Raw genomic sequence first — 26,217 nt, forward strand, 5'->3', positions numbered from 1 at the left:
AAAAACTTTCCGCCCTGCCAAGGGCTCCCCTACTAGGGGAGCTGGCAATGCGAAGCATTGACTGAGAGGTTTGATCAATCCTTCTTCGGCACCGGCATCTCAAAGCCGCAGCCCTCTTTTGCGCAGTAGAGCTTGGAGCCCTTGCGGAACAGGGTGGAGCCGCACTTTTCGCACTTGGTGGGCACCGGGGTATCCCAGGTCATAAAGTCGCAGTCGGGGTAGCGCTCGCAGCCGTAGTAGATGCGGCCCTTGGCGCTCTTGCGCTCCAGCATCCGGCCCTTGCCGCACTTGGGGCAGACACCGCCGGTGTCCTTGACCAGACGCTTGGTGCCCCGGCACTCGGGGAAGCCGGAGCAGGCCAGGAACTTGCCGTACTTGCCCACCTTGATGACCATGGGACGGCCGCAGAGGTCGCAGACCTCGCTGGAAGGCTCGTCCGGCACCTTGACCTTCTTGCCCTCCATGTTCTTTTCGGCCTGTTCCAGGCTGGCGGCAAAGCCCTGATAGAAATCATCCACGGTCTTGTGCCAATCGGCCTTGCCGCTCTCGATCTTATCCAGGTTCTTCTCCATCTCAGCCGAGAAATCCACGTCCACGATATGGGGGAACTGCTCCAGCATCAGGCCGTCCACGGCGCGGCCCAGCAGGGTGGGCTTGAGCTTTTTCTGCTCCCGCTCCACATAGCCGCGGTCGATGATGGTGGTGATGATGGGCGCATAGGTCGAGGGACGGCCAATGCCATTTTCCTCCAGCGCCTTGATCAGGGTCGCTTCGGTGTAGCGGGCGGGGGGCTGGGTGAATTTCTGCTCACTCTTCAGCTCCTTGAGCTTGAGCAGCTGCCCCTGTTCCAGCGGGGGCAGGCTGGTCTCCTTCTTTTCCTTTTCATCGGTGGCTTCCTCGTACAGCACGGTAAAGCCGTCAAAGGTCACGGTGTAGCCGCTGGCCTTGAAGCGGTAGTCCCCCGCATATACGGTCACGCTCACGGTATCCTGCTGGCAGTCTGCCATCTGGCTGGCCATAAAGCGGCTCCAGATCATCCTGTAGAGCTTGGCGGTATCGCCGCTGATGCTCTTGTCCACCTCGTCAGGGGTCAGCCCCGGCACCGAGGGACGGATGGCTTCGTGGGCATCCTGCGCGGCGGTCGCGCTTTTGGTCTTCCAAGTGCGCTTGTAGGGGCAGATATACTGTTCGCCGTAAGCGTCCGCAATATACTCCTTTGCAGCGGCGACCGCCTCATCGGAAATGCGCAGGCTGTCGGTACGCATATAGGTGATCAGACCCATGGTGCCGTGGCCCGCGATGTCCACGCCTTCGTACAGGGTCTGGGCGGCACGCATGGTACGGGTAGCCGTAAAGCCCAGACGGCGGGAGGCCTCCTGCTGCAGGGTACTGGTGATAAAGGCCGGGGTGGGCTGCTTGGCCCGCTTGCCTTTTTTCAGTTCGCCCACGGTGTACTCGGCACCCTCCAGACCCTTTTCGATGGCACGGGCCTCTGCCTCGTTTTTGGGCAGCAGCTTTTTGCCGGTGCTGTCAGAGGCCAGGCGGGCGGTAAAGCTCTTGTGGCCAGTGCCCAGCGTGGCATCCACGTTCCAGTATTCCTCGGGCTTGAAGTTTTCGATCTCCTTCTCGCGGTCATCGATCAGCCGCACCGCCACGCTCTGGACACGGCCCGCCGACAGGCCCCGGCGCACCTTCCGCCACAGAAAGGGGCTGAGCTTATAACCCACCAGACGGTCGAGGATGCGGCGGGCCTGCTGGGCGTTGAACAGATCCTCGTCGATGGCACGGGGATTGGCCATGCCCTTCTGCACGCCCTTTTTGGTGATCTCGTCAAAGGTCACGCGGTTGGGCTCGTGGGGGTCCAGCCCCAGGATATTGGCCAGATGCCAGCTGATGGCTTCGCCCTCACGGTCCGGGTCGGTTGCCAGCAGAACGCCGTCGGCCTGCTTGGCTTTTGCCTTGAGCTCCTTGATGAGCTTGGATTTATCCTTGATATTGATGTACTGGGGGGCGTAGTCATGTTCCACGTCGATGCCCAGCTGGGACTTAGGCAGGTCCCGGATGTGGCCCATGCTGGCCGTGACCTCGTAATCCTTGCCCAGATATTTGCCAATGGTCTTCGCCTTTGCCGGCGACTCCACGATTACCAGTTTTGCCATGGTTCTCTTCTCCTATATTATAAACTCCCAGCCTGACGGTGGTAGTAAAACCCAACGAAATGCCAAGGGCTCCCTTATTAGGGGAGCTGGCGAGCGTCAGCGAGACTGAGAGGTTTCATTCAACTTAAATTGCGCAGTTCAGCGCAGAATATACCGCTTGCCGGGCAGGCAGGTCACACGGCCCGCCAGCTCCAGCTTCATCAGGGTGCCCAGCAGCAGGCCGGTGGGCAGGCCGCTTGCCGCGCCCAGCTCCTCCACGCCCTTTGCCTTGGGGCCGATACAGGCCAGCACCCTGCGCTCAGTCTCGCTCATGGGGTCGGGCACAGAGCGCACCGCCGCCGGAGCCGCCGCGCCCCGCAGGCCCAGCACCCCGAACAGGTCGTCGGGTTTGCAGACGGCTTTGGCACGGCCCTCCCGCAGCAGGGCGTTGGTGCCTGCTGAGTTGGGCGAGTAGATGCTGCCCGGCACCACGAACACCGGCTTGCCATACCGCTCGGCATGGTTGACTGTGGACATGGTGCCGCTCTTTTCCTGCGCTTCCACCACCACCAGCGCCGAGGACAGCGCCGCAATGAGCCGGTTGCGCTGCAAAAAGCCATTGGGGCCAACGGGGCCGCTCTCGGGCGGGTACTCACTGATCACGCAGCCCTTTTGCTCGATCTTTTTCCGCAGCTCCCGGTTGGAGGCCGGGTAGGTGCGGTCAATGGGCACGCCCAGCACCCCGATGGTGGGGCAGTTTTCCTTCACTGCGGCCCGGTGCCCGGCGCTGTCCAGCCCATCGGCCAGACCGCTGACGATGATGGCCCCGTTTTTGGCCAGCCCGCTGCCCAGGTCTGCCGCCGCCTGCAGGCCGTACTCGGTGGGCCTGCGGCTGCCCACCATCCCCACAGCCCCCGGCTCATTGAGCCAGAGGGGGTCGCCGGTGCAGTAGAGCACCAGCGGCATATCGGGAATGCGGGAAAACGCCAGCGGGTAATCCGGGTCATCATAGGGCAGGATGCGGATATTCCGCGCCGCGCACCGCCGCGCAAAGGCCCGGTAATGCGCCGGGGTGTTGTCGGGCAGGTTGGCCCGGGCAAAGGCCGGGCTGCCCACCGCTTTGCGGAACGCATCGGAATCCCGGTTCTCCCAGGCCTCCTGCGCCCCGCCGAACACATCCAGCACCCGGCCTGCATGGCTGCTGCCCGCGCCCAGCGTGTTTGCCAGCCAGAGCCAGCAGAGCAGCGGGTCGGGGGCCGGTTCGGGCGGGAAAAGACTGGTCTGGCCGAAGCCGGGCCCGGTCACAGGCTCTCCTCCCGGAAATGCCACAGCAGGATGCTGCCCGCAATGCCGGCGTTCAGGCTTTCCACCCGGTCGGTCATGGGGATGCGCACGGTGCCGCTGCAGGCAGCAATGGTCTCTTCCGTCAGGCCCTGGCCCTCACTGCCGATGACTACGCAGACACCGCCCGGGTAACCGGGCCGGGCCGCGCTCAGGGGCTGGCTCTGGTAGAGTGCCGCCGCAAGGCAGGTGATGTTCTTTGCCCGCAGGGCGGCAATGGCGGCAGGCATTGCCCCCACCTCCATCACCGGCACCCGCACGGCGGCCCCCATGGAGGCCCGCAGGGTCTTGGGGGCAAACACGCTGGCACAGCCATCGCTCAGCAGCACGCCGTCAAAGCCGAACGCGGCGGCAGAGCGCAGCAGCGTGCCCACGTTGCCGGGGTCCTGCACCCGCTCAAGCGCCAGATACCGCCCGCCGGTCTTTGCCTCGTCCAGCGTGTGCACCGGGGTGCGGAAGATGCCGAACACGCCCTGATGGGTGCCCACATCGGCCAGCTTATCGGCCACATGGTCCTCCACCAGATAGTGTTCCCCGGGCAGCCCGGCCAGCTCCGGGCACTTTTCCAGCGCTGCCTCGGTGCAGAACAGGGTCTCCAGCGCCGCGCCGCGGCAGAGCTCCGGGCAGAGCTTGCGGCCCTCGGCCAGAAATTTCCCCTCACTGCGCCGGAACGCCCCGCTGGAAGCAAGGCGGCAGGCATATTTGATCTTTGCGTTTTCCCGGCTGGTGATCTTTTCCATGCGGTCCTCCAGAAGATACTAAAATATACAAAAAGGACGCCCGCGTATTTACTACGCGCGGGCGTCTTTCAGGTCTTTATCAGGCGTTTTTCACGGTCTCGACCAGAGCAGCAAAGCTCTGAGGATCGTTGATGGCCATCTCGCTCAGCATCTTGCGGTTCAGCTCGATGCCTGCCTTCTTCAGGCCAGCCATGAAGGTGGAGTAGTTCATGCCCAGAGGACGAACTGCGTTGTTGATGCGGCAGATCCACAGGTTGCGGAACTGGCGCTTCTTCATGCGGCGGCCAGCCAGAGCGTAGTTGCCGCTCTTCATGACCTGCTGCTTGGCCATCTTAAAGTGCTTGCTCTTGCAGCCATAGAAGCCCTTAGCCAGCTTCAGCATCTTCTTACGACGTTTGTGAGTCATGGTTGCGCCCTTGATACGTGCCATTTTTTATATCTCCTTTAGTTATCTCTTAGAATGTCTTTGCCTGCGGCTCGCACTTAGGCGTAGGGCAGCATGCTCTTGATGGTAGCGGCGTTGGTCTTGTCAACGTAGTTGGGCTGACGGTAGCCACGGGTCAGCTTGGTGGTCTTCTTGGTCAGGATGTGGCTGCGGAATGCGTGACCGCGCTTGATCTTGCCGTTCTTGGTCAGCTTAAAGCGCTTCTTAGCGCCGGAATGCGTCTTCAGTTTCATCTTAGCCATTTTAGTTTCCTCCTAAAATTAGTCCTTATTGGGTTTCGGGATCAGCAGAATGGACATCGTGCGGCCCTCGAGCACCGGCGGCTTATCCATGCTTGCCTGGGGCAGAGCCTCGGCAAAGCGTTTCAGCACGTCAGCACCCAGAGCACTGTGCGCCATCTCACGGCCGCGGAAGCGGATCGAAGCCTTCACCTTGTGACCAGCGGCCAGGAACTTGGCGGTCTGGTTCAACTTGGTGTTGAAGTCGTTGGTGTCAATATTGAGCGAAAGGCGGGTCTCCTTGACCTCGACCACTTTCTGGTTCTTCTTGGCTTCCTTCTCCTTCTTCTGCTGTTCAAAACGGTATTTGCCGTAATCCAGCACCTTGCACACAGGCGGGGTAGCCTGCGGTGCGATCTTGACCAGATCGAGCCCGGCTTCTTCTGCAGCGCGCATGGCCACCTGAATGGACACAACGCCCTTCTGCTCGCCATCGGCACCGATCAGGCGAACTTCACGATCACGGATCTGACCGTTGATCTCCAGTTCCTTCGACTTTCCAGCGGTAGCGATAATGAATGCACCTCCAAACAATAATCCATAGTGTTGCAATATTTGGCATAGAAAACGCGGCCGCCCATTTGCAGGACAGCCGCGCGAAATTTCACACAAAAGCGCAGTTCGTTCAAAGAATCGAACCGTGTTTGGGTATAGCCCGGGGATTCCGACCCCACAAGGCGAGCGCGGCACAGGCCGTAGCTGCTTTCTTTACCAGAACAGTTTACCACACCCACAAAGCCCTGTCAAGCACTTTTACGCGATTTTGCAATAAAATATTCGTACAGAGCATTACTTGACCTCGATCAGCTTCCCCAGTTCCAGCGAGTAGATGCCCTTATAGGTCACCGGCTTCGGGGCAAAGCGCTTGCTGATGGCAAGGGCATAGAGGTCAAGCTGGGCGCGATAGGCGGCAAGGAAGTCCGCTTCGGATTTTCGGCGGTCCGTTTTGTAATCCAGCAGCTCCAGGTGGTCCGGGAACACCAGCACCAGGTCAGCGATGCCCTGCACCAGCACCTTTGCCTGTGCCACGGCAGCGCTGTCGGCGGGGGCAGTGCCCTGGGCGGTCAGCACCTCGGCGGCAGGCAGGGCCGTGATGAAGTCCAGCTCCCGCAGCACCTCGTCCGCAGCGCAGATGCGCGCAAAGGCTTCGCTCTCCACAAAGCGGCGGATGCGCCCTGCATCCAGCTTCTCCGCAATTTCGGACGCGGTGAGCTTTGCTTCCACCTGCCGGTCACGCTCGGCGGGGATCGCCGTTTCCAGCGTGCCTGCCTGTTTTGCCGCTGCAAGAGCCGCAAAATCGGCGTGCTCCAGGAAGGCGTGAAGGGCCGTGCCCATCTCGGCGGCGGTCAGGCCGTCCTTTGCCAGAAAGCCCGGTCGCTCCAGCGTGGTCTGCTCTGCCTTGTGGACGATGCCGGTCACACTGACCTTGGCGGGCACTCCGGCCAGCTCTGCCGCCGGGTACTGCCAGGCAAAGCCCTGCCGCAGTGCCTCGGTCAAAGCCGGGTCTGCCTGGATCAGCGGCCTTTCCTCAGGTTCCGGGTCGGTCGGCTCCACGCCCTCGGGCAGCGCCTGCTGCACCGTCAGGGCAATGGTGCTCCCGGTATCCGCAAAGGGCAGTTCCAGATCCTCGGCCAGCCGGCGCAGAGGGCCGCCGTTGGGGTGGACGAGCAGGGCCGCGCGGAGCCAGTCGGCAAAGCTGTTCGCCTGCCGGCAGAGCGTCTGCCCCGCCCCGGCTTCAAGGAAGGCCGCCGCTCTGGTAAAGGGGTTGGAGGTCTTCCCGATGCCCAGCGGCACGGTCAGGATGAGCTTATCCTGCGCGCGGGTCAGCGCCACATAGAGCAGGCGCATCTGCTCACTGCGCATCTCGGTGGCGTGGACATTGGAGAGCGCCGTGTAAGCCGCCGTCTTGTAAGCGCCCTCGCCCTCCTCGGGGCGCAGGCGCAGGCCCGCCCCATACATCCGATGCAGGAGCACCGGCTGACGGGTATCGGCTGCATTGAAGCGCCGGGCCGTGTCGGCCACAAACACCACCGGAAACTGCAGGCCCTTGGAGCGGTGGATGGTCATCACAGTCACACAGCCGGGACGGGAGCCGCCGGGCACGGTATCCTGCCCCGTGGAGCCTGCCAGCGCCGCAGCGTCAATGGCCCGCACCAGCGCCGAGATGCCGCCGGAGCCTGCCCCGGCGCAGAAGGAGGCAAACCGTCGGGCATCCTCCCGGCGGCGGGCACCGTTTTCCATCACGCCCAGTGCGGCAAGGTAGCCGGTGGAAGCAAAGATCTCCTCCAGCAGCTGTTCTGCCGGGGCACTGCGGGCCATCCGTCGCAGCTCGGTCAGCCGGGCATAGAACGCCCGGACTTTTCCAGTAAAAGGGGTGTCCTCCCCGCTGTTCACGGTGAGCAGCAGCGCGCCGTAGAGGCTGATGCGCTGGGGGGCGTTTTCCCCCTGCTGTTTCTGGATCTCTTCGGCTCTGGCCCGCAGGCGGACAAGGTCGTCGTCGGTAAAGTCAAACAGCGGGCCCAGCATGGCGGCGGCAAGATAGATATCCTGCGCCGGGTTGTCAATGACCTTCAGCAGGGCGATGAGGGGCCGGATGTGGGGAGCATCCAGCAGGTTTTCGCGGGCATCCGCATACACCGGGATGCCCCGGGCGGTCAGTGCTTCCACATAGGCCGGAAAATCAATGCGCGCCGCCAGCAGGATGCAGCAGTCTTCGTACTGCACCGGGCGGGTGGCACTGCCATCCCGCACCGGCTCACCGCTCTGCACCATCTCCTCGATGCGCCGGGCGATCCAGCCCGCGTCCGTTTCGGCGGTGTCATCGGGCAGGAAATGCGCCTCCACGCTGCCCGTGTATTCCCCGGGTGCCCCGCAGATCAGCCGCTGGCCGTCGCCGTAGGCCGTGTCGCCGAGTTCCGGGGACATGAGCCGCTCGAACAGGAAGTTGATCCCTTCCACCACCTGCGGAGCCGAGCGGAAGTTGGCATCCAGCGCCAGCATGGCATCGGTGCCGGGGGCACCTTCTGCCGGGCGGGGCCGCGCCGTTCCGCCGGGCAGGGCGGGCCAGCTGTCCAGTTTTTCCCGGAAGATGCTGGGGTCTGCCTGCCGGAAGCGGTAGATGCTCTGCTTCAGATCTCCCACCAGAAAGAGGTCGTCCCCTGCCGGGGATGCAAGGCACCGGTACAAGGCATCCTGCAGGGCGTTGGTGTCCTGATATTCATCCACCATCACGGCGGCGTAGTTCTGCCGGATGACCCCGCACAGCGCAGTGGGGGTGCCGTCCGGGTCACGGAGCAGACGGAGGGCCTGATGCTCAAAGTCACTGAACTCCAGCAGCTTCCGGTCCCTCTTTTTGGCCGAGAACCGGGCATCGAAATCCCGCACCGCCACGAACAGCGCCCGCAGGCGGGGCTCTGCGGCCCTGCGGTCTGCCTCAGCCTCCTCCTCACTGCAGGGGATCAGCTCAAGGATCTGCGCAAACAGGGCAGCGCCCTCATCGGCGCGGGTGCGGATGACTTTTTTGTGTTCGCCGTTCAGCCGCTTTTTCATTCCTTTCAGGCCGGGCAGTTCCTCCATGCCCAGCACATAGGGGGTCAGCAGATCGTAAAGCGGAGTCCACTCCCCCGCCACAGCCAGCTGTTCCACCCTGCCCAGCAGGGCGGCAGCCTTGTCCAGCCGTTCCTGGGCATCGGTATATTTTTCCAGCACGGCATTCTTTGCCTTTTCCCGGGCAGAGGGCGTTTTCTTTTCCTCGGCATCGGCCAGCTCCTGCTCCCGGTCGCCCGGGCAGTCGGCCAGCGCGGCGCGGAACAGTTCCCCTGCTGCCCTGGCACTGCGGGCGGCTTCGGCCAGCAGCAGATCATGCCAGCAGGTGGCAGCAAAGCCGTTTTCCTCCTGCCACGGAGCCAGAAATTCCTCCAGCTTTTTGTCGTAATCGGGCAGGGCGCGCAGGAAATCGTAGACATGCAGGATCGTCTCGCCCGCCGCGCGGTCGGTGCGGCCCTTGCCGTAGAGGTCGGCAAAGGCGCAGAAATCCGGGTCGCGGTAGGCATTTTCCAGCGTCTCGCTCAGGGCAGAGGCCCGCAGGAGCTCCACACTGCCGGGGTCTGCGGGGGAAAAGTCCGGCGGGATATCCAGCGCCTGAAAGTGCTTGCGCAGCAGGTCCAGACAGAAGGCATCGATGGTGCAGATGGGTGCGCGCTGCAGCAGCATCCGCTGGCGGCGCAGCGCGCCATTGCCGGGTTCCGCCTGGCTGCGCTTCAGAAGCGCCTGCCCGATGCGTGCCCGCAGCTCTGCCGCCGCCGCATTGGTAAAGGTGACGATGAGCAGACGGTCCGCATCCACAGGATGCTCCGGGTCGGTGATGAGCCGGACAGCCCGCTCGGTCAGAACAGCCGTTTTGCCGCTGCCCGCCGCCGCGCTCACCAGCAGCGCGCCGCCCCGGTCCTCGATGGCGGCCCGCTGGGCGGGGGTCCACTTGGGTTCACTCATTCCTGTTCCTCCTCTCCCTCTTCGGGCTGCCCGGGAGCCTCAAAGGGCTTTGCGGGGGCCTCCAGCGCCCGCTCTCCGATGCCGGTCTCGTGGCAGCAGACAAAGCCGTAATCACACCACTGGCAGGGGCTCCGGCCCGTGACCAGCGGCTCGGCGGCGATCTGCCCCTCATAGAGCTGCTGGCCCATCCGGGTCACAAGATCATCCAGATGCAGCTGGATGCGGTTCAGCTTGGCGATGTCTGCCCGCTTGTCCTTCTGGTAGGGGCTGGGCGCGCCTTTGTAATAGGAGAAGGGCAGGTATCTGCCGGTCTCGTCGGCATCCATGGCATCGAACAGCTTCTGCTCGTCCCGCACCAGACCGTCCAGCTTGTATTCCACACTGTGGGCCGCCTTTTCGCGGGTGGTGGTCTCAGGGGCCGGGTCGGCCAGCAGGTAGAGCACGCCAGCCGGTTCCGCCCCCGTAAAGCGGCCGCTTTTATCCCGGGTCAGGCTGAACAGGTAGAGCAGCATCTGGCAGTCCAGACCGCAGTAGACTTCCTTCAGGTCCAGCTTTTTGGTGCCGGTCTTGTAGTCCACCACCCGCACCCAGCGGGTGCCGTCCTCCTCCACCCACTCGTCGGCACGGTCCACGGTGCCCACCAGCTGGACAGTGCGCCCGTCCGACAGATGATACACCTGAGCGGGCACGGCATCCTCGCCCCGGCCGATCTTCAGCTCACAGGCCACAGGCTTGAAGCTGGACTGCCGCTGCTCATCCCGCAGGTAGAGCAGCAGGCTCGTCATGCTCTTTTTCAGGCGGGAGAGCAGATAGGCAAAGCGGGCGGTATCCTCGGGCAGATAGCGCTTGGCGTACTCGTCCACCAGCAGCGCGGCAAGGCCCGCCATAGCCTCATCGTCCAGCTCCATAAAGGGCTGCAGCGCCGCCATGGGGTTGTCCGGGCCGGGGTGAGGGTCCAGCGCCATCTGCAGCACCCAGTGCATCAGGGTGCCGCTCTGGTCGGCGGAAAGCTCGGCCCGGCGGCGGGGCCTGAGCCCCAGCACATACTGCAAAAAGTAGCCGTAGCGGCAGGTATAATATTTTTCCAGCTGACTGGGCGAAATGCGCAGCTTCCGCCCCAGCAGCGCTTCCAGCGCAGGCAGGTCATGCACCTGCCGGGGGGCAGTGTCGGCCATCCGGCGCAGCAGGGCAAGGCCCTGCGGCTCGGTCTCGCCGGGGGTGTGCAGGGCTTCTGTCAGGCTGGCACGCTCGGTCTCCGTCAGGGGCCAGCCGCCGCCCAGACAGTCCAGCCCATCTGCAGGGGTGGCCGCAAGGTCCGTCAGTTCCAGCTCCGGGGCAGCGGGGGCCAGTGCTTCCACGAGGGGTTCCAGCGCAGCGCAGAGGGTCTGCCCCTGCCCCTTGGGCCAGCTGAACCACAGCCCCTTTGCAGGGGCAGTCAGGGCCTTGTAGAAGCAGACCTGCTCACGCACCACACGGTTCTCAAAGCAGTCGGGCAGGTCGATTTCCTGCGCCATCAGGGCATCGCGGTCGGCGTGGGTCAGCAGACCCACCTCGCCGGGCGCGGCCGGGAATTCCCCCTCGGCCAGCCCCAGCACAAACACATAGTCCGGCGCGTCCAGACGCATCTTGCCTGCGCTGGCCAGCACCACCGCATCCAGAGTCTGGGGGATGTGCCCCAGGTCGGACGAGCGGAGCAGCAGCCCGAACAGGTCCTCGTATTCGGCCACGGTCACGGTCTGCTCCCCCAGCAGATGGGCCATCTCGTTCAGCAGCCCCATGACCACGTTCCACTCCCGGGCGGCTTCCTCCGCCGCCGGGATGCCCCGGCCCGCGCGGATGGCCTTTACCTGAGCGGCCTGCTGTTCCTCAGCCCCCAGCGTTTTCAGGCAGAAATACACCGCCCGGCTGATGGCCTCGGCATTGACCCCGCGCACCTTGGCCCGGAATGCATCCACTGCCCCCACGAGCAGGGCACGGGCATGTTCTGCCCGCTCCCGGTTGCGGAGGTCCTCTTCGGTCAGCTCCTGTTCCCCAAAGCCCTTGGGGCTGCGCTCAAACTTCTCCCGCCAGGCCGCCGCTGTGGGGGCCCAGGTGTAGGCATAGTTTTCCAGCGCACAGACCTGCTCCTCGCTCAGGGCACACAGGCCGGTTTTGGCAAGGGTGGTCAGGTTCTCGGTCAGGTCGGCTCCCCGGGCGATCTCCAGCAGGGCCCGCACCGCCGTGGCCGGGGCGCTGAATTCCGGGGTGCTGGGTTCATCGCAGTACAGGGGGATCTCCGCCATCCGGAATTCATACCGGACAGCGGCACGATACTTGGCGATATCGCGGCAGACCACAGCGATCTTTCCGCACCGCACACCCTGCCGCATCAGCCGCCGGATGGCACCGGCAGCGGCACGGGCCTCCTCCTCCCGGCTGGGCGCGGCAAAAAGCCGCACCTCGCCCGCCGGGGCATCCGCGGTGCAGCTGCCGGTCTCCAGCAGCTCTGCCACTGCAGCAAGGCCCGGGGCGTTCCGGTGGCGCAGGTCCTTGCGCAACAGCTGCGGAACGGCCACCTCTGCCCCGTTTTTCCGGGCCAGCTGGCGCAGCTGCGCCGCCACCTGCTTGGCCCCGGAGAACAGGCTCAGGTCACCGGGCAGCAAGGGGGCTCCATCATCGCAGAGGGCCACCGTCACGCTGGGCAGCGCCGCCAGCATGGCCCCCAGCAGCCGCTTTTTGGGGGCGTTGAAGGTATCGAACTCATCAATGAACACCGCCCGGTCCCGCAGAAACTCCGGCAGGCTGTGCCGGGCCAGTGCTTCCTCCAGCCGGGCTCCAGCCAGCTCCAGCCGGTCAGAGGGGTCCATGCCGCTGCGGGCCAGCAGGGTCTCGTAGCCCTGAAAGATGAGGGCCAGCTCACTGAGCTTACCGCTCTCGGCCCCGCAGGCACCGGCCAGCTGTGCCAGCTGCTGGCCGGAAAGGCCCGCGCTCTTCAGCTCATCGATGGTCTGAGCCGCCATCTGGCAAAAGGCCGCACTGCGCCGGTGGCGGTGATAATAGTGGACATTGTCCTGCAGCTCCTCCAGCGCCCGGCGCACCAGCACGGCACGGCCTGCATCAGAGAGGGTCTGCACCGCCGCGCCGCCCTCGGTGGAAAGGATCTTTTCTGCCAGACTGGTAAAAGAAAAACTCTCCACCATGCCGGACAGGGCATCCCCCAGCTCACGGTAGATACGGCCCTCGGTGCTGGAAGTGAATTGTTCCGGCACCAGCAGGATGCTTTTTTCCCCTTTTTCGGCCCGGGCGCGGATGCGCTGGTACAGCAGCGTTGTTTTTCCGCTGCCGGAACCACCCAGAAGTAGCTGTAACATTGTTTTCTCACTTTCTATAACGAGCTCACCCTCTCAGTCAAAGCCTGCGGCTTTGCCAGCTCTCCCGAAGGGAGAGCCTTTGGCATATCGGGTCAGCCCTGCGCAATGGATAATAATTGAGTTTATTGTACCGCAAAATTGAAGAAAAATCTATTCTGTGGTAAACTGAGGAAAAACAGCAAAACAGGAGGGGCACTTCCCCATGAAGATTCTAGCAGTTGATTACGGTGCCAGCCGCACGGGGCTTGCGGTCTGCGACCCCACCGAGTTCCTGACCACGCCCATCACCCCCCAGATCACCCTGAAGGCCCGGCCCAAGGTGGCCGCCGAGGTCTGCCGCATTGCCCAGGAGCAGAAGGCAGAGCTCATTGTGGTGGGCCTGCCGCTCAACATGGACGGCACCGAGGGCGAGCGCGCCGAGAAGAGCCGCAAGCTGGGCAAGACCCTGCAGATCTGGAGCGGCCTGCCCGTGCGGATGTGGGACGAGCGGCAGTCCACCTGTGAAGCCGCTGACATCCTGGACGAGGTGGGGACTTTTGGTGCCCACCGCAAGGCCATTCTGGATTCCGTCAGCGCCACGGTCATTCTGGAAGATTACCTCGCCTGGCGCAAGGAGCACCCCGGCGAAATGTAAACCGGAAGCAAAAAGAGACGCTTTTCAGCGCCTCTTTTTCGTTTATATGGGTAATGTCACGGTAATGCAGCTGCCCTGATCGGTCACCGAGACCATCAGGGCGCTTTTTTCTTTGCGCAGGTTCACAGCCACAGGAAAGCCGGTTTTGTCATTTTCAGTTGTTACTGCGCCTGATATGTTTCAATGCTGACGCTGTTGATGGTGATCGTTTCCGTGGGCTTCTGGTTCTCATCCACGGCGGCCTGAGCGATGGTGTCCACCACGTCCATCCCCTCGTACACCTGGCCCAGCACGGTATCGGTGTAGTCGAGGTAGGGTGCGCCGCCAACGGTCTGGTAGGCCGAAACGACCTCAGCGCGGTAGCCTGCACTGTTCATCTGGTCGGTAAGCTCCTGGGTGATGGAATCCCCGCCGGGCAGAGTGGACATGATATAAAAGACGCTGGCGCACTGGCCGGAGGAGTCCGCCGCCATGCAGAGGGCACCGGAATAATGGTGGAGTTTGTCGGTGGCCTCAGCCGGGTAGCGGCTGCCATTCCAGATGGTGGTGCCCTTGCCGTCAGCACCCTGACCGGCCTCCACCACAAAGTCCTGCTCCACACGGGTCACGGTCAGGCCGTTATAGTAGCCCGCCTGCACCAGACCCACAAAGTTATCATAGGCCTGCGGGGCCTGCTCCGGGAAGAGCACGGCCTTGAACACACCTGCCGTGGTATCGAACACCGCCACGGGTTCCCCCGCTGCCGGGTGGGTGAACTGCAGCTCGGCCGATTCCACCGCCGGACGGGTGATGGTCTTTGTTCCGGCTCCGCTGCTGCCGCCGATGTTTTTCACAAGGCTGCAGCCGGACAGTGCAAAACTCACGGCCAGCAGCAGCGCCGCCAGCCGGACACGGGTCTTATTCATAAACAGATCCCTCCGTTCATATTCTGATAGCAGTTCCCCCGCACGCGGGAGATACGCAGAATTCAGTATAGCATATTTCTGCCCGGGAAGCGAGAGGGAAATGCGTGAAAATTTGTCGTGCATTTTCTGTGCGAAAAACATCTTGACGAGCAGGCAAAAAAACGCTACACTATAAGCACAGCAAGGGACGGCGGGAACGCAGCAGATCCCGGGCTGTGTGCGTAATTTTATTTGAGTACCATCCCTTTGATTGGGTTTGGATAGACAGGAGAACGTATCTTATGGCAGAAGAGATCAAGAACCCGAACACCGAAGAGGAATATCAGCCCGATCTGATGACTCTTGAGGATGAGGACGGCAATGAGGTCACGTTTGAAGTGATCGATGCACTGGACCATAAGGGCGTGCATTACCTTGCAGTTGTCGAATACGCAGAGGATGAAGAGGATGTCAACGAGGACGCACAGCTGGTCATCCTGAGCGTGGGCGAGGACAGCGAAGGCGAATATCTGGACGTTGTGGAGGATGACGAGACTCTGATGGAAGTCAGCAAGCTGTTTGAGCAGCGCCTGAGCGACCAGTTCGAGATCGAGTAATTCCCCTGCACAGACAGATTCCCAGGCAAGACTTCCTGCCCGGCGCGATTTGTTGCGGTTTATATGATCCTACTAATCATTCAACGGGAGCCCGGAGTTCTCCGGCGGATTGCAGACCTCCCCGCCATGGGTCGACCATGGAGGTTCGATGAGGAAGCGTGAATCCGGCGACAGGGCACCCACCTGTCCGTAAGGGTAGGTTTGATTGCCGCAGACGACCGGGCGGGATCTTTTTATAGCATTGCATCCACCGCTGGCCTGCCACAAGGCCAGTGTGTGGATTTTTTTATAGGACAACCTCTCAGGCGCTGACGCGCCACCTCTCCTATTAGGAGAGGTGGCATTGCGCAGCAATGACGGAGAGGTTTTGGTGATGATGGAAAGGATGTGCATTGCGGTATGAAAAGCGAACATCTTGTGGGGACGAGCATCCCCCGTTTCACCTACGACACCCCCACGGTGCCGGGCAATGATTTTTACGCCCTGTGCGAGGGGGAGCATCCGCTGTGCATGATCTTCCTGCCCGGGTTCGATCACCCTGTCAGCCGCGAATATATCACCCGTTACCTGAAAACGCTGCCCCAGCTCAAGGGGGCACGGCTTGTCTGTGTGGTGCGTTCCTCGGCGCAGGCGGTGGCTAAAGCCACCCACGGCTCAGATTTCCCCTTTCCTGTCATCTGCGACGGCCCCGGCGTACTGTACGGCTACCTGGGCGTAGAGCAGACCCGTGGCCTGCTGAGCTGGAGCTTTGCGGCCCAGAAGATCTACAAGGCCGCCAGAGATGCCGGTTACCACTACGACACCAAAGCCCCTCAGCTGCTGCCGCTGACGCTGGTGGTGGGCCATCTGGGCAAGATCCTGTTCACCCACTCGGGCCGCAGCCAGACCGACCTGCCCGAGGACTGCGCCGCCATCAGTGAGATCGTGCGGGCTGTGGAAAAGGCCACCGCCCCCACCGACGGCCCCGCAGACCCCCACTGCTCGGACGAGACCCTTACCCTGCCCGATCTGGTGGGGTGGGATAACTGAATGATCCACAAAAACGGCTGCTGCACATTTTCCGTGCAGCAGCCGTTTTTCATTCTTCCGTTTCCTCTGCAAACAGCCCCGGGATGCCGCAGACAGCGGCCACGCCCACCACCGTAAACACGATGCGCGACCAGATGGAGCTGCTGCCGCCCAGCAGCCAGCCCACAAAGTCAAACTGGAACAGGCCCACAAGCCCCCAGTTGATGCCGCCAATGATCATCAGGATCAGGCACACTTTATAAAAGGTCTGCACAAAAAGACCTCCTTTCCTTTGGGCAGTTTTCCCCATTGGAAAGGAGGTTATGCATGTTACAACATCCACTTCGGGCTGATGACCCGCGCGCCGCCCCGATCGGGCCGGGCCACATACACCTGCGGCCACTGCGCCCTGACAGCCTCGGCAGCGCTTCGGGCAGCTTCTTCGCTCTCAAAGATGCCAAACACAGCCGCGCCGCTGCCGGTCATCAGGGCAGTGACAGCGCCGTTCTCTTTCAGCGCGGTCTTGATGGCCTCGTTGTCTCTGGCACCGCTGCATTCCTCCAGCGCGTTGCCTGCGGCGGCACACACACCCGCCAGATCCCCGGCGCGGATCGCCTTTTCCTGGGCTTCGCAGTCGGGGTGGGTGCTGCTGCCCACTTTATCATAAGCGGCAAAGGCTTCCGGGGTGGAAACGCCGTAATCGGGCATGACCACCGTGAACCAGCAGTCCGGGCAGGGCGGCAGGGCTTTCATCACATCGCCCACGCCCTGCACCCGGCAGGTGCCGCCCATCAGGGCAAAGGGCACGTCCGCGCCGATCTTTGCCCCCAGCGCGCAGAGCTCACTCATGGAGAGCTTTGCGCCGTAAAGGACGTTCAGGCCCACCAGCACACCGGCGGCATCGGCGCTGCCGCCCGCCATACCGGCACGCACCGGCACATTCTTGTAAATGGTGATTTCTACACCCACCAGCAGGCCGGTATAGTGGAAGAAGGCCAGCGCCGCCTTGATGGCCGTGTTGGAATCGTTGGCGGCCACCGGGCTGCCCGGCAGGGTCAGGCTCAGGTTCTGGCTGCGGCGCAGCACCACCCGCTCGTACAGGGTGATGGCCTGCATCGTCATATCCAGGTTATGGTAGCCGTTGGGCAGCATGCCCACTACATCCAGTGCCAGATTCAGCTTGGCCGGGGCCAGAACGGTCACGCAGTTCAGTTTTGCCATCGTTCTTCCTCCTCACTGCTCTCCGCTGTTGATGCCGTTTTCTTTCAGGAACTCCCGGATGCGCTTCATAGCCTCGGTCAGGTGCTCCACGCTGTAAGCATAAGAAACACGGCAGTAGCCCTCGCCGGATGCGCCAAAGGCATCGCCGGGCACCAGCGCAACATGCTTCTGCTCCAGCAGCTTTGTGCAGAACTCCTGGCTGGTCATGCCGGTGCTCTTGATGCAGGGGAAGGCGTAGAACGCACCCCGCGGCTCAAAGCAGGTCAGGCCCATAGAGTTAAAGCCGTGCACCACCAGGCGGCGGCGCATGTTGTACTCATCCCGCATCTTGTCGATCTCACCGTCGCACTCCCGCAGGGCGGTGATGGCCGCATACTGGCTGGTGGTGGGGGCGCTCATAATGGCACTCTGGTGGATCTTGGTCATAATTTTGATGATGGGAGCCGGGCCGCAGGCATAGCCCAAGCGCCAGCCGGTCATGGCATAACTCTTGGAAAAACCATTCACCACAATGGTCCGCTCGGCCATGCCGGGCAGGGTGGCAATGGAGACATGGGGCCGCAGGCCGTAGTTCAGCTCGGCGTAGATCTCATCCGAAAGCACCATGACGTTGGTATCCCGCAGGACCTCCGCAATGGCTTCCAGATCCTCCCGCTCCATCACCGCACCGGTGGGGTTGTTGGGGAACGGCATGATAAGGAGCTTGGTCTTGGGGGTGATGGCGGCTTTCAGGGCCTCGGGCCTGAGGCGGAACTCATCCTCCTGGCGGCAGGGCACATGCACCGGCACACCGCCGGACAGGGTGGTGATGGGCTCATAGCAGACAAAGCAGGGCTCCGGGATGATCACCTCATCCCCGGGCTGCACAATGGCGCGGATGCACATATCAATGGCTTCGCTGCCGCCCACGGTCACCAGCACCTCCCGCAGGGGGTCGTAGTGCAGGTGCATCCGGCGCTCCAGATATCTGCAGATCTCCGCCCGCAGCTCTTTCAGGCCTGCGTTGGCGGTGTAGCGGGTGCGGCCATGCTCCAGGCTCTCGATGCCTGCTTCCCGCACAGCCCACGGTGTTTTGAAATCCGGCTCGCCCACGCCCAGACTGATGCACTCGGGCATATCAGCGGCCAGATCAAAGAATTTGCGGATGCCGGAGGGGCGCATCTCCCGTGCGGCAGGCGCGATCAGTTTATCGTAATCCATCACAGAACCGTGCACTCTCTTTCATCGATCTCTTCGTCCTGATACAGGCGGCCCTCTTTTTTATAGGTGCGCAGGACAAAATGGGTGGCAGTGGACAGCACATCGTCCAGCGGGCTCAGGCGCTTTGCCACGAACAGGGCGATCTCCTGGAAGGTCTGGCCCTTGATGACCAGCTGCAGGTCGTAGCCGCCGCTCATCAGCAGCACGCTCTCCACCTCGTCAAAGGCGGCAATGGTGGCTGCGATCTCATCAAAGCCGCGGCTCTTCTTGGGGCTGACATTCAGCTCGATGACTGCTTCCACCCGGTTCACCCCGGCCTTTTCCCAGTCCACAAGGGTCTTATAGCCCTTGATGATGCCCTGCGCCCGGGCCAGGTCGATCATAGCCGCCACCTCGGCGGGGGATTTATTCAGCATGGTGGCAATGTCCTCAATGGGCAGCCGCGCATTGTCTTCCAGAATCTTCAAAAGCTGTTCCATGGTCGTTTCTCCTTTGTTTTGCGCGGGTGGGCGTACCCGCCCCGCTGTTATTTTTCAGTATAGCACAAGAATCGCCGCTTTGCATCTTGTTTTTTACATCAAAGCAGTATAGAATGTCTTTTCCGCCTGAAAACTGCTCTTTTTTCCAAAAAGAGTGTTCAAAAATCGGCAAATCTGCTATACTGGAATTGAACTCTTCCGTCAAACCCCTCCGTCAAAGCCTGACGGCTTTGCCACCTCCCCTAATAGGGGCGGCCTTGGCAGAATGATACAGTTTGTGCGGAACGGGGAACTTGCAAAACTCCACGCAACGCCAGAGGCCCCACTACCAGGGGGGCTGGCGCGAAGCGCCTGAGGGGTTTTTACCAGAAACAATGGGGGTAAGGAATATGAAAGCGTTTATCACTGTCATCGGACACGATACCGTGGGCGTTGTTGCCAAAGTGGCCGCCCTTTGCTGCGAGCTGAACATCAACATTGAGGATGTGACCCAGAGCGTTCTGCAGGGCATGTTTGCCATGATCATGCTGGTGGACATCTCCAAGTGCAGCGTCAGCCATGAGGAGCTGCACACCCGCACCGATGCTCTGGCCAAGGAGATGGGGATGCAGATCAATCTGACCCGTCAGGAAGTTTTTGACGCGATGCATACCATCTAACAGACAGAACCTCTCAGACGCTTTGCGCCAGCTTCCTTAATGGAGGCGGCATTGCGAAGCAATGACGGAGAGGTTCAGAAAGGATACTCTTATGAGCATGATGAATACCGGCGACATCCTCGAGACCATCGAGATGTTCACGCAGGACAATCTGGACGTGCGCACGGTCACCATGGGCATCAGCCTGCTGGACTGCATTGATCCGGACCCGAAGAAGGCCTGCGAAAAGATTTACAACAAGATCACCACCAAGGCAGCCGATCTGGTGCCCGCCGTGGAGCATATCAGCGCCGAGTACGGCATTCCCATCATCAACAAGCGGATCAGCGTCACCCCCATTGCCATGCTGCTGGGTGCCTGCCCCGATGCAGACCCCGTGGACTTTGCCAAGGCACTGGATGCCGCAGGCAAAAAGGTGGGCGTGAACTTTGTGGGCGGCTACACCGCCCTTGTGCACAAAGGATTCTCGGCCGGTGACCGCCGCCTGATCGAGTCCATCCCCCGCGCACTGGCCGAGACCGACATCGTGTGCAGCTCGGTGAATATCGGTGCCACCAAGGCTGGCCTGAACATGGATGCCATCAAGCTGATGGGCGAAGCCGTGAAGAAGGCCAGCGAGCTGACCGCCGACCGCCAGTGCATCGGCGCGGCAAAGCTGGTGGTATTCTGCAACGCACCCGAGGACAATCCCTTCATGGCCGGTGCATTCCACGGCCCCGGCGAGCCCGACTGTGAGATCCACGTCGGCGTTTCCGGCCCCGGCGCTGTGCGCGCCGCGCTGGCAAAGCTGCCCAAGGATGCTCCCATCGACGAGGTGGCGGAGCTGGTCAAGCGCACCGCCTTCAAGATCACCCGCGTGGGCCAGCTGGTGGCCAATCTGGCCTCCAAGGCTCTGGGCGTGCCCGCGGGCATCATCGACCTTTCGCTGGCCCCCACCCCTGCTGTGGGCGACAGCGTGGCCAACATTCTGGAAGAGATGGGCCTTGAGACCTGCGGCTGCTGCGGCACCACGGCCTGCTTGGCCCTGCTGAACGATGCTGTGAAGAAGGGCGGCGTGATGGCCTCCAACCATGTGGGCGGCCTCTCCGGTGCCTTTATCCCCGTCAGCGAGGATGACGGCATGATCCACGCCGCCGAGTGCGGCTGCCTGACCATCGAAAAGCTGGAAGCCATGACGGCTGTCTGCTCGGTGGGCATCGATATGGTCATCATCCCCGGCGACACTACCCCCGCTGTCATCAGCGCCCTGATCGCCGACGAAGCCGCCATTGGCATGGTGAACAGCAAGACCACCGCTGTCCGCGTCATTCCCGCCATCGGCCGCAAGGCAGGCGAGATCCTGGATTTCGGCGGTCTGCTGGGCTATGGTCCCATCATGCCGGTCAATCAGCGTGACCCCTCGGTGTTCATCAACCGCGGCGGCCGCCTGCCGGCTCCCATGCAGTCTCTGAAGAACTAAAAGGAACAACCCTCTCAGTCAATGCTTCGCATTGCCAGCTCCCCCGAAGGGGGAGCCCTTGGCATTACAGTCAGGCTTCACTGCAAAAATCAAGTATCAGAATAAAATGTGTCAAACAGGCCCATTCTCTGGTTATCATTTCCAGAAAAGGGGCCTGTTTTTATGCTGCCATTCTTTGCCCGCACGCTCACCCGCCGTGAGATGGCGCTGGGGTGCGCCGTGCTTTCCCTTGCGCTGCTTCTGAGCGCCCTGCCTGCTGCCCTGCGCTGGGGGCAGGCACAGCTGGACACCGGGGCCCTCCTCTGTGCCGACACCCTGCGCTTCCACATCCGGGCCGACAGCGATTCCCCTGCCGACCAGACCGTCAAGCTCGCCGTGCGGGATGCTGTTCTGGCCTACGCCGATGTCCACTGCACCGCACAGGACAAGCCTGCCGCCCTGCGCTGGGCGGCAGAGAACCTGCCCGCACTGGAGCTGACGGCCCGGGCCGTGCTGGCAAGGCGGGGGATCTTTTCCACCGTTACGGTACAGCTGGTGGAAATGTACTTTGATACCACCCGCTATTCCACCGGCATCCTGCCCGCCGGGCGGTATCTGGCTCTGCGCATCGACCTGGGCGGCAACGCCCGCCACGGCAAAAACTGGTGGTGCGTGCTCTACCCGGGGCTGTGCCGCTCTGCCTGCGGCACCTACGCCCTGCCGGAGGAAAACGATCTGGTGTGTGGGTCGTATGTGGTGCGGTTCAAGTGTGTGGAGTGGTGGCAGCGGATGACAGCAAGCCGGGAGGATACGGTGCTGGTCGAAACAGCCTCGCCCTCTCAGGCGCGAAGCAAAGACGGAGAGGGCAAAAACGCTATGGCACACCTCCCCACAGCGCTGCATACGCTGTCGTGGAAGGAGTGTGACCACAATGGCGATCCCCGCTTATTATTCGTTGATCCAAAAGGGCTCCTACGGCCCGGACGAAGCCCTGGTGCAGACCTGGCTGAACGGCGTGCGTGACCAGTGCAGCTATTACCCCGCACTGACCACAGACGGCCGCTTTGGCACCAAGAGCGAAAATGCCGTGAAAGAATTCCAGCTCCGGAACAATATGAACATGGACGGCAAAGTCGGGGCAAACACCTGGAACGTCCTCTACGCAAAGTACACCGCAAAGCACGGGCTGGCGGTGCCCTATCCCGGCATCGTGATGCGCACCGGCATGTCCGGCGGCACCATCCGGCTCATCCAGCAGAAACTCAACACGCTGGGGGAGAAGATCGGCACGGACGGAAAGTTCGGCTCCCGGACTGCCGCCGCTGTTCAGCGGTTCCAGCGCCACAACGGCCTGAACGCTGACGGTGCTGTGGGTAAAGCCACCTGGGAGAAGCTGTTCCCCGCTCGTTAAAAATTTCAATCGGCTCCGGGCAAAAATGCGGTTAAGAGATCTTCACGCCGACAGGCGGGAATCTCCAGCATTTTTGTTCGGAGCCCTCTGCTTTGGGGTTACTAGGGGCGAGCAGCCCCTAGTTCGTGCCTCCCGCGCTTCGAAAGTAGCGGGTGCTTTTCTGGTTCTCTTTTGGCACGCAAAAGAGAACATTCCGTGGTATAATAGAGCCATCCTTTTAGAAAGGGGGCTTCCCCATGCGTTTTCTCCACCTCTCCGACCTGCACCTGGGCAAACGGGTCTGCGAGTTCTCCATGCTGGATGACCAACGCTATATTTTAGAGCAGATCTTATCCCTGCTCGATTCCCGCCCCGTGGATGCCGTGCTGCTGGCCGGTGACCTGTACGACAAACCCGTGCCGCCTGCCGAGGCGGTCCGCCTGCTGGACTGGTTCCTCACCGAGCTTTCCCACCGGGAGCTGCCGGTGTTCGCCATCTCGGGCAACCACGATTCCGCCGACCGGGTGGCCTTTGGCTCTGCCCTGCTGGCCGAAAGCAGGGTCTACGTTTCGCCGGTGTTTTCCGGGCCGCCGGAGCCCATCACCCTCACCGACGCACACGGCCCGGTCGATCTGTACTTACTGCCCTTTTTGAAGCCCGCCATGGTGCGGCACGTCTGGCCGGACGCGCCCATTGAGAGCTACAACGATGCCCTTGCCTGCGTGCTGGATCACTGTTCGCCTGACCCGGCCCGCCGCAGTGTGCTGGTGGCACACCAGTTCGTGGCAGGAGCTGCCTCCTGCGAGAGCGAGGAGCCCAGCGTGGGCGGCATCGACTGGGTGGATGCCGCCCTGTTCGACAAGTTCGACTATGTGGCGCTGGGGCATCTGCACAGCCCCCAGAAGGTGGGCCGGGATGCCCTGCGCTACTGCGGAACGCCGCTGAAGTATTCCTTCTCGGAGGCCAGCCAGCACAAGAGCGTGACCTTTGTGGAGCTGGGCGAAAAGGGCAGCGTGACCATTGCCGCCGAACCGCTGGTGCCCCGGCACGATCTGCGGGAGCTGCGCGGCAGCTATATGGAGCTGACCGACCGCCGCAATTACGAGGGCACCGCCGTGGACGACTACCTGCACATCACCCTGACCGATGAGCAGGACATCCCCGAGGCACTGGCCCGCCTGCGGGTCATCTACCCCAACCTGATGCGGCTGGATTACGACAACCGCCGCACCCAGACCCGGCAGGAGCTGGATGCCCCTGCAAAGGCCGAACAGAAAACACCGCTGGAACACTTTGCAGATTTTTACCAGCTGCAGAACAACCAGCCCCTGACCCATGAGCAGGCGGCATTCTGCCAGCAGCTCATTGAAAGCATCTGGAAGGAGGAGGACGCATGAGACCGCTCAAGCTGACCCTCTCGGCCTTTGGCCCCTATGCAGGCACCACCACCCTGCCGCTGGAGCAATTGGGCAGAGGCGGGCTCTACCTTGTCACCGGTGACACCGGCGCGGGCAAGACCACCCTGTTCGATGCCATCACCTACGCCCTGTACGATCATTCCAGTGGCGGCGTGCGGGATGGGGCCATGCTCCGCAGCAAATATGCAGACCCCGGCACCCCCACCTTTGTGGAGCTGGAATTTGAGGTGCGGGGGCAGCGGTACACCGTCCGGCGCAACCCGGAGTATCTGCGCCCCAAGGCCCGGGGCGAGGGATTCACCACTGAAAAGGCAGATGCCGCCCTGACCTATGCCGACGGCCGCCCGCCTGTGACCAAAGCCAAGGAGGTGACTGCCGCTGTCATTGATATCATCGGGCTGGACTACAACCAGTTTTCCCAGATCGCCATGATCGCGCAGGGGCAGTTCACCCGGCTGCTCAACGCCACCACTGAGGAACGGAGCAAGATCTTCCGGAAGCTGTTCCGCACCCAGCGCTACCAGAAACTGCAGGAGGCGCTGGCCGAGGAAAATTCTGCCCTCACAGCCCGACGCGCCGCCCTGAATGCAAAGCTGGACGCAGTGCTTGCGGGCATCTCGTATGATGCCGCAGACCCGGAGGCCGAAGCACTGGGGGCGCTCTCGGCGCAGATGCCGCCGGATGCAGTGGCCACCCTGCTGAAGGGACTGACCGCCCGGCAGGAAGCCGCCGCCGCACAGGCTGCAGACGCGCTGGCTGCGCTGGACAGGCAATTGAGCAGGTTACAGACCACGCTGGGCGCAGCAGAGCAGGCAGAGCGCCAGCGGCAGGAGGTTGCCGGAGAGCTGACCAAGGCCCGAAGCACCGCCCAGCTGGAATCCGCCAAGGCCAGCACCCGGCGCAAAACGCTGGAAGCACTGGATGCGGCACTCACGGCCTCTGAAGCAGAGCTTGCCACTCTGGCCGATGCCGACACCCGCCGGGTGGAGCTGGAGGCAGAAGCGGCCCGTCTTGCCCAGCGGGAAACCGCGCTGAACGAGCTGGCCCGGAGCCTGACAGAGTGCCAGCACCGGAACACAGCCGCACGCACCGCGCAGGAGGCCTACCGACAGGCGGCGGGCAGACAGACCGAGGCCCATTCTGCCCGTGACACACTGGAGCGTGCTTTTCTGGATGCGCAGGCGGGCCTGCTGGCTCAGACGCTGGAAGAGGGAGCCGCCTGCCCTGTCTGCGGCAGCACCCACCACCCGGCCAAAGCCCACCTGCCCCGCACCGCCCCCACTGAAGTGCAGGTGAACCAAGCCAAGCAGGCCGCCGCCCAGGCCGACAGTGCTGCACAGGAGGCCAGTGCCGCCGCGCGGGAAGCACTGACGCGGGAGCAGGAGGGCCGCGCCCAGCTGCGGAAGGATGCCGAAGCGCTTCTGCCTGAGCGGTTCACTTCGCCCGAGGGGCCGGTGCCCCTGACCGTGAGCCTGCTCAAGACTGCACTGGCCGAGGAGAACGATGCTCTGCACACTGTACAGACTGACCTGAAGCAGCGCCAGACCAAAAACCATACCGACTGCCGCCGCAAAAAAGAGCTGGAAGCCCAGCGCAAAGCACAGGCAGAACAGCGCACCGCTCTGGAAGCGCAGGTGACGGCAGCCCAGCAGGCTTCTGCCGCCGCCCAGGCTGCGGTGCAGACACTGGAAGCCCGGCAGGCTGCGGAGCAGATCGCGCAGCCCCAGAAGATCGCGGCGCTCAAGGCAGAGCAGAACGAGCTGCTGACCCGGCGCAAAGCCCTTGCCGCACAGGAGAAAGACCTGAACGCCCGGCTGCTCCCCAACCGGAGGGCGCTGGCCGATCACCGGAAGCTTTCCGACCAGCGGGACGCGCTGGATGCCCGCTGGCAGTGGGTAAACGCACTGGCCTCCACGGCAGGCGGCACCTTGAGCAGCAAGCAGAAGATCCGGCTGGAGGCCTACATCCAGATGAATTACCTCGACCGCATCCTTGTCCACGCCAACACCCGCCTGATGCAGATGACGGCGGGCCAGTACGAGCTGGAGCGCATCGGTGCCGAGAACCAGCGCAGCCAATCGGGCCTTGACCTGGGAGTCATCGACCACTACAACGGCACCCGCCGCAGTGTCAAGACCCTGTCCGGCGGCGAGAGCTTTAAGGCCTCGCTGGCGCTGGCCCTGGGTCTTTCCGATGAAGTCCAGAGCACCGCGGGCGGCATCCGGCTGGACACCCTCTTCCTCGATGAGGGCTTCGGCTCGCTGGATGAGGAATCGCTGGAGCAGGCCATCCGGGTGCTCTCCGGCCTGACCGAAGGCGACCGGCTGGTGGGCATCATCTCCCATGTCGCCGCCCTGAAGGACCGCATCGACCGGCAGGTGGTCGTGCATAAGGAGCGGAGCGGGGGCAGCTGGGTGGAGATTGTGACGTAACCCCACCGACAAAGCCTATCGGCTTTGCCACCTCCCCTGGTAGGGGAGGCCTTG

Annotated in this window: 23 protein-coding genes and 1 other RNA gene; 10 read left to right on the top strand and 14 right to left on the bottom strand. The window is 62.6% G+C overall.

Features of this window, described 5'->3' with window-relative positions; all coding sequences use genetic code 11:
- Nucleotides 1-74 precede the first annotated feature (74 nt).
- The 8 genes from topA to J3351_RS05185 form a co-directional block, all read right to left on the bottom strand.
- Complete coding sequence (topA, locus tag J3351_RS05150) at nucleotides 75-2,159, bottom strand: type I DNA topoisomerase (RefSeq protein ID WP_097772669.1); 2,085 nt, start codon at nucleotides 2,157-2,159, stop codon at nucleotides 75-77.
- 138 nt (nucleotides 2,160-2,297) lie between these two features.
- A complete protein-coding gene (dprA, locus tag J3351_RS05155; RefSeq protein WP_207697245.1) occupies nucleotides 2,298-3,443 on the bottom strand; it encodes a DNA-processing protein DprA in 1,146 nt (381 codons plus the stop codon).
- Nucleotides 3,440-4,219 carry an RNA methyltransferase gene (locus tag J3351_RS05160; RefSeq protein WP_005935549.1) on the bottom strand — a complete coding sequence of 260 codons (780 nt, stop codon included), beginning with the start codon at nucleotides 4,217-4,219 and terminating at the stop codon, nucleotides 3,440-3,442. Before J3351_RS05160 ends, dprA begins: the two co-directional genes overlap by 4 nt.
- Nucleotides 4,220-4,298: 79 nt before the next feature.
- Nucleotides 4,299-4,649 carry a 50S ribosomal protein L20 gene (gene rplT, locus J3351_RS05165; RefSeq protein WP_005935552.1) on the bottom strand — a complete coding sequence of 117 codons (351 nt, stop codon included), beginning with the start codon at nucleotides 4,647-4,649 and terminating at the stop codon, nucleotides 4,299-4,301.
- Nucleotides 4,650-4,702: 53 nt separating this feature from the next.
- Entirely contained in the window at nucleotides 4,703-4,906 is a 204-nt protein-coding gene (gene rpmI, locus J3351_RS05170; RefSeq protein WP_005935556.1) for a 50S ribosomal protein L35, read from the bottom strand.
- 18 nt (nucleotides 4,907-4,924) lie between these two features.
- On the bottom strand, nucleotides 4,925-5,476 hold the full coding sequence (gene infC, locus J3351_RS05175) for a translation initiation factor IF-3 (protein WP_005935558.1): 552 nt from the start codon (nucleotides 5,474-5,476) through the stop codon (nucleotides 4,925-4,927).
- Nucleotides 5,477-5,731: 255 nt separating this feature from the next.
- Nucleotides 5,732-9,433, bottom strand: a complete 3,702-nt coding sequence (locus J3351_RS05180; RefSeq protein ID WP_207697246.1) for a UvrD-helicase domain-containing protein — start codon at nucleotides 9,431-9,433, stop codon at nucleotides 5,732-5,734.
- Nucleotides 9,430-12,783 carry a PD-(D/E)XK nuclease family protein gene (locus tag J3351_RS05185; RefSeq protein WP_207697247.1) on the bottom strand — a complete coding sequence of 1,118 codons (3,354 nt, stop codon included), beginning with the start codon at nucleotides 12,781-12,783 and terminating at the stop codon, nucleotides 9,430-9,432. Before J3351_RS05185 ends, J3351_RS05180 begins: the two co-directional genes overlap by 4 nt.
- Before the next feature lie 202 nt (nucleotides 12,784-12,985).
- Here J3351_RS05185 and ruvX point away from each other — a divergent pair, with 202 nt between their 5' ends.
- Nucleotides 12,986-13,417, top strand: coding sequence for a Holliday junction resolvase RuvX (gene ruvX / locus J3351_RS05190; protein ID WP_156064953.1), 432 nt, complete (start codon nucleotides 12,986-12,988; stop codon nucleotides 13,415-13,417).
- 161 nt (nucleotides 13,418-13,578) lie between these two features.
- On the opposite strand, the gene J3351_RS05195 is transcribed toward ruvX, so the two are convergent.
- Entirely contained in the window at nucleotides 13,579-14,322 is a 744-nt protein-coding gene (locus J3351_RS05195; protein ID WP_242699311.1) for a peptidylprolyl isomerase, read from the bottom strand.
- A 281-nt stretch (nucleotides 14,323-14,603) separates the two neighbouring features.
- Between J3351_RS05195 and J3351_RS05200 the strand changes: the two genes are divergently transcribed.
- From J3351_RS05200 to J3351_RS05210, 3 genes are all read left to right on the top strand, one after another.
- A complete protein-coding gene (locus J3351_RS05200) occupies nucleotides 14,604-14,918 on the top strand; it encodes a DUF1292 domain-containing protein (protein WP_005935590.1) in 315 nt (104 codons plus the stop codon).
- Between the two features lie 29 nt (nucleotides 14,919-14,947).
- A non-coding RNA gene (ssrS, locus tag J3351_RS05205) (6S RNA) lies at nucleotides 14,948-15,151 on the top strand.
- Nucleotides 15,152-15,317: 166 nt separating this feature from the next.
- Nucleotides 15,318-15,947: a hypothetical protein gene (locus J3351_RS05210; protein ID WP_098923009.1), complete on the top strand. Its 630-nt coding sequence runs from the start codon at nucleotides 15,318-15,320 to the stop codon at nucleotides 15,945-15,947.
- Between the two features lie 49 nt (nucleotides 15,948-15,996).
- Here J3351_RS05210 and J3351_RS05215 read toward each other — a convergent pair whose 3' ends face one another.
- From J3351_RS05215 to J3351_RS05235, 5 genes are read right to left on the bottom strand one after another with little or no spacing between them, the layout of a single operon-like run.
- Nucleotides 15,997-16,200 carry a DUF378 domain-containing protein gene (locus J3351_RS05215; protein ID WP_227611521.1) on the bottom strand — a complete coding sequence of 68 codons (204 nt, stop codon included), beginning with the start codon at nucleotides 16,198-16,200 and terminating at the stop codon, nucleotides 15,997-15,999.
- Nucleotides 16,201-16,256: 56 nt separating this feature from the next.
- Complete coding sequence (gene ispE, locus J3351_RS05220; protein ID WP_207697249.1) at nucleotides 16,257-17,147, bottom strand: 4-(cytidine 5'-diphospho)-2-C-methyl-D-erythritol kinase; 891 nt, start codon at nucleotides 17,145-17,147, stop codon at nucleotides 16,257-16,259.
- A 12-nt stretch (nucleotides 17,148-17,159) separates the two neighbouring features.
- Nucleotides 17,160-18,347: a pyridoxal phosphate-dependent aminotransferase gene (locus J3351_RS05225; RefSeq protein ID WP_117505728.1), complete on the bottom strand. Its 1,188-nt coding sequence runs from the start codon at nucleotides 18,345-18,347 to the stop codon at nucleotides 17,160-17,162.
- On the bottom strand, nucleotides 18,347-18,826 hold the full coding sequence (locus J3351_RS05230) for an Lrp/AsnC family transcriptional regulator (protein ID WP_005935606.1): 480 nt from the start codon (nucleotides 18,824-18,826) through the stop codon (nucleotides 18,347-18,349). The genes J3351_RS05225 and J3351_RS05230 overlap by 1 nt, the downstream gene beginning before the upstream one ends.
- Nucleotides 18,777-19,031 carry a hypothetical protein gene (locus J3351_RS05235; protein WP_207697250.1) on the bottom strand — a complete coding sequence of 85 codons (255 nt, stop codon included), beginning with the start codon at nucleotides 19,029-19,031 and terminating at the stop codon, nucleotides 18,777-18,779. Before J3351_RS05235 ends, J3351_RS05230 begins: the two co-directional genes overlap by 50 nt.
- Before the next feature lie 184 nt (nucleotides 19,032-19,215).
- On the opposite strand from J3351_RS05235, the gene J3351_RS05240 reads away from it, so the two are divergent.
- The 6 genes from J3351_RS05240 to J3351_RS05265 all read left to right on the top strand — a co-directional run bounded on the left by J3351_RS05240 (nucleotide 19,216) and on the right by J3351_RS05265 (nucleotide 26,163).
- On the top strand, nucleotides 19,216-19,485 hold the full coding sequence (locus J3351_RS05240) for an ACT domain-containing protein (protein WP_035394907.1): 270 nt from the start codon (nucleotides 19,216-19,218) through the stop codon (nucleotides 19,483-19,485).
- Nucleotides 19,486-19,576: 91 nt separating this feature from the next.
- Complete coding sequence (locus J3351_RS05245) at nucleotides 19,577-20,944, top strand: PFL family protein (RefSeq protein WP_082210803.1); 1,368 nt, start codon at nucleotides 19,577-19,579, stop codon at nucleotides 20,942-20,944.
- 162 nt (nucleotides 20,945-21,106) lie between these two features.
- The gene (locus tag J3351_RS05250; protein WP_242699312.1) at nucleotides 21,107-21,946 is read left to right on the top strand and encodes a stage II sporulation protein R; all 840 of its coding nucleotides are present in this window, start codon (nucleotides 21,107-21,109) and stop codon (nucleotides 21,944-21,946) included.
- Nucleotides 21,855-22,334 (top strand): peptidoglycan-binding protein, encoded by a 480-nt coding sequence (locus J3351_RS05255; protein ID WP_207697251.1) that lies wholly within the window; start codon nucleotides 21,855-21,857, stop codon nucleotides 22,332-22,334. The genes J3351_RS05250 and J3351_RS05255 overlap by 92 nt, the downstream gene beginning before the upstream one ends.
- Before the next feature lie 236 nt (nucleotides 22,335-22,570).
- Complete coding sequence (locus J3351_RS05260; RefSeq protein ID WP_207697252.1) at nucleotides 22,571-23,710, top strand: exonuclease SbcCD subunit D; 1,140 nt, start codon at nucleotides 22,571-22,573, stop codon at nucleotides 23,708-23,710.
- Nucleotides 23,707-26,163: an AAA family ATPase gene (locus tag J3351_RS05265; RefSeq protein WP_207697253.1), complete on the top strand. Its 2,457-nt coding sequence runs from the start codon at nucleotides 23,707-23,709 to the stop codon at nucleotides 26,161-26,163. The genes J3351_RS05260 and J3351_RS05265 overlap by 4 nt, the downstream gene beginning before the upstream one ends.
- Nucleotides 26,164-26,217: the final 54 nt, after the last annotated feature.

This window comes from Faecalibacterium sp. Marseille-Q0746, from assembly GCF_017377595.1.
GTDB lineage: Bacteria > Bacillota > Clostridia > Oscillospirales > Ruminococcaceae > Faecalibacterium > Faecalibacterium duncaniae.

Coding starts and splice junctions, on each gene's coding strand:
- J3351_RS05210 (WP_098923009.1), top strand. CDS start 15,318: ATGAAAAGCGAACATCTTGTGGGGACGAGCATCCCCCGTTTCACCTAC.
- J3351_RS05180 (WP_207697246.1), bottom strand. CDS start 9,433: ATGAGTGAACCCAAGTGGACCCCCGCCCAGCGGGCCGCCATCGAGGAC.
- J3351_RS05185 (WP_207697247.1), bottom strand. CDS start 12,783: ATGTTACAGCTACTTCTGGGTGGTTCCGGCAGCGGAAAAACAACGCTG.
- J3351_RS05255 (WP_207697251.1), top strand. CDS start 21,855: ATGGCGATCCCCGCTTATTATTCGTTGATCCAAAAGGGCTCCTACGGC.
- ispE (WP_207697249.1), bottom strand. CDS start 17,147: ATGGCAAAACTGAACTGCGTGACCGTTCTGGCCCCGGCCAAGCTGAAT.
- J3351_RS05265 (WP_207697253.1), top strand. CDS start 23,707: ATGAGACCGCTCAAGCTGACCCTCTCGGCCTTTGGCCCCTATGCAGGC.
- J3351_RS05225 (WP_117505728.1), bottom strand. CDS start 18,347: ATGGATTACGATAAACTGATCGCGCCTGCCGCACGGGAGATGCGCCCC.
- J3351_RS05250 (WP_242699312.1), top strand. CDS start 21,107: ATGCTGCCATTCTTTGCCCGCACGCTCACCCGCCGTGAGATGGCGCTG.
- rpmI (WP_005935556.1), bottom strand. CDS start 4,906: ATGGCTAAGATGAAACTGAAGACGCATTCCGGCGCTAAGAAGCGCTTT.
- J3351_RS05240 (WP_035394907.1), top strand. CDS start 19,216: ATGAAAGCGTTTATCACTGTCATCGGACACGATACCGTGGGCGTTGTT.
- J3351_RS05200 (WP_005935590.1), top strand. CDS start 14,604: ATGGCAGAAGAGATCAAGAACCCGAACACCGAAGAGGAATATCAGCCC.
- J3351_RS05195 (WP_242699311.1), bottom strand. CDS start 14,322: ATGAATAAGACCCGTGTCCGGCTGGCGGCGCTGCTGCTGGCCGTGAGT.
- J3351_RS05160 (WP_005935549.1), bottom strand. CDS start 4,219: ATGGAAAAGATCACCAGCCGGGAAAACGCAAAGATCAAATATGCCTGC.
- J3351_RS05230 (WP_005935606.1), bottom strand. CDS start 18,826: ATGGAACAGCTTTTGAAGATTCTGGAAGACAATGCGCGGCTGCCCATT.
- J3351_RS05245 (WP_082210803.1), top strand. CDS start 19,577: ATGAGCATGATGAATACCGGCGACATCCTCGAGACCATCGAGATGTTC.
- rplT (WP_005935552.1), bottom strand. CDS start 4,649: ATGGCACGTATCAAGGGCGCAACCATGACTCACAAACGTCGTAAGAAG.
- ruvX (WP_156064953.1), top strand. CDS start 12,986: ATGAAGATTCTAGCAGTTGATTACGGTGCCAGCCGCACGGGGCTTGCG.
- J3351_RS05260 (WP_207697252.1), top strand. CDS start 22,571: ATGCGTTTTCTCCACCTCTCCGACCTGCACCTGGGCAAACGGGTCTGC.
- topA (WP_097772669.1), bottom strand. CDS start 2,159: ATGGCAAAACTGGTAATCGTGGAGTCGCCGGCAAAGGCGAAGACCATT.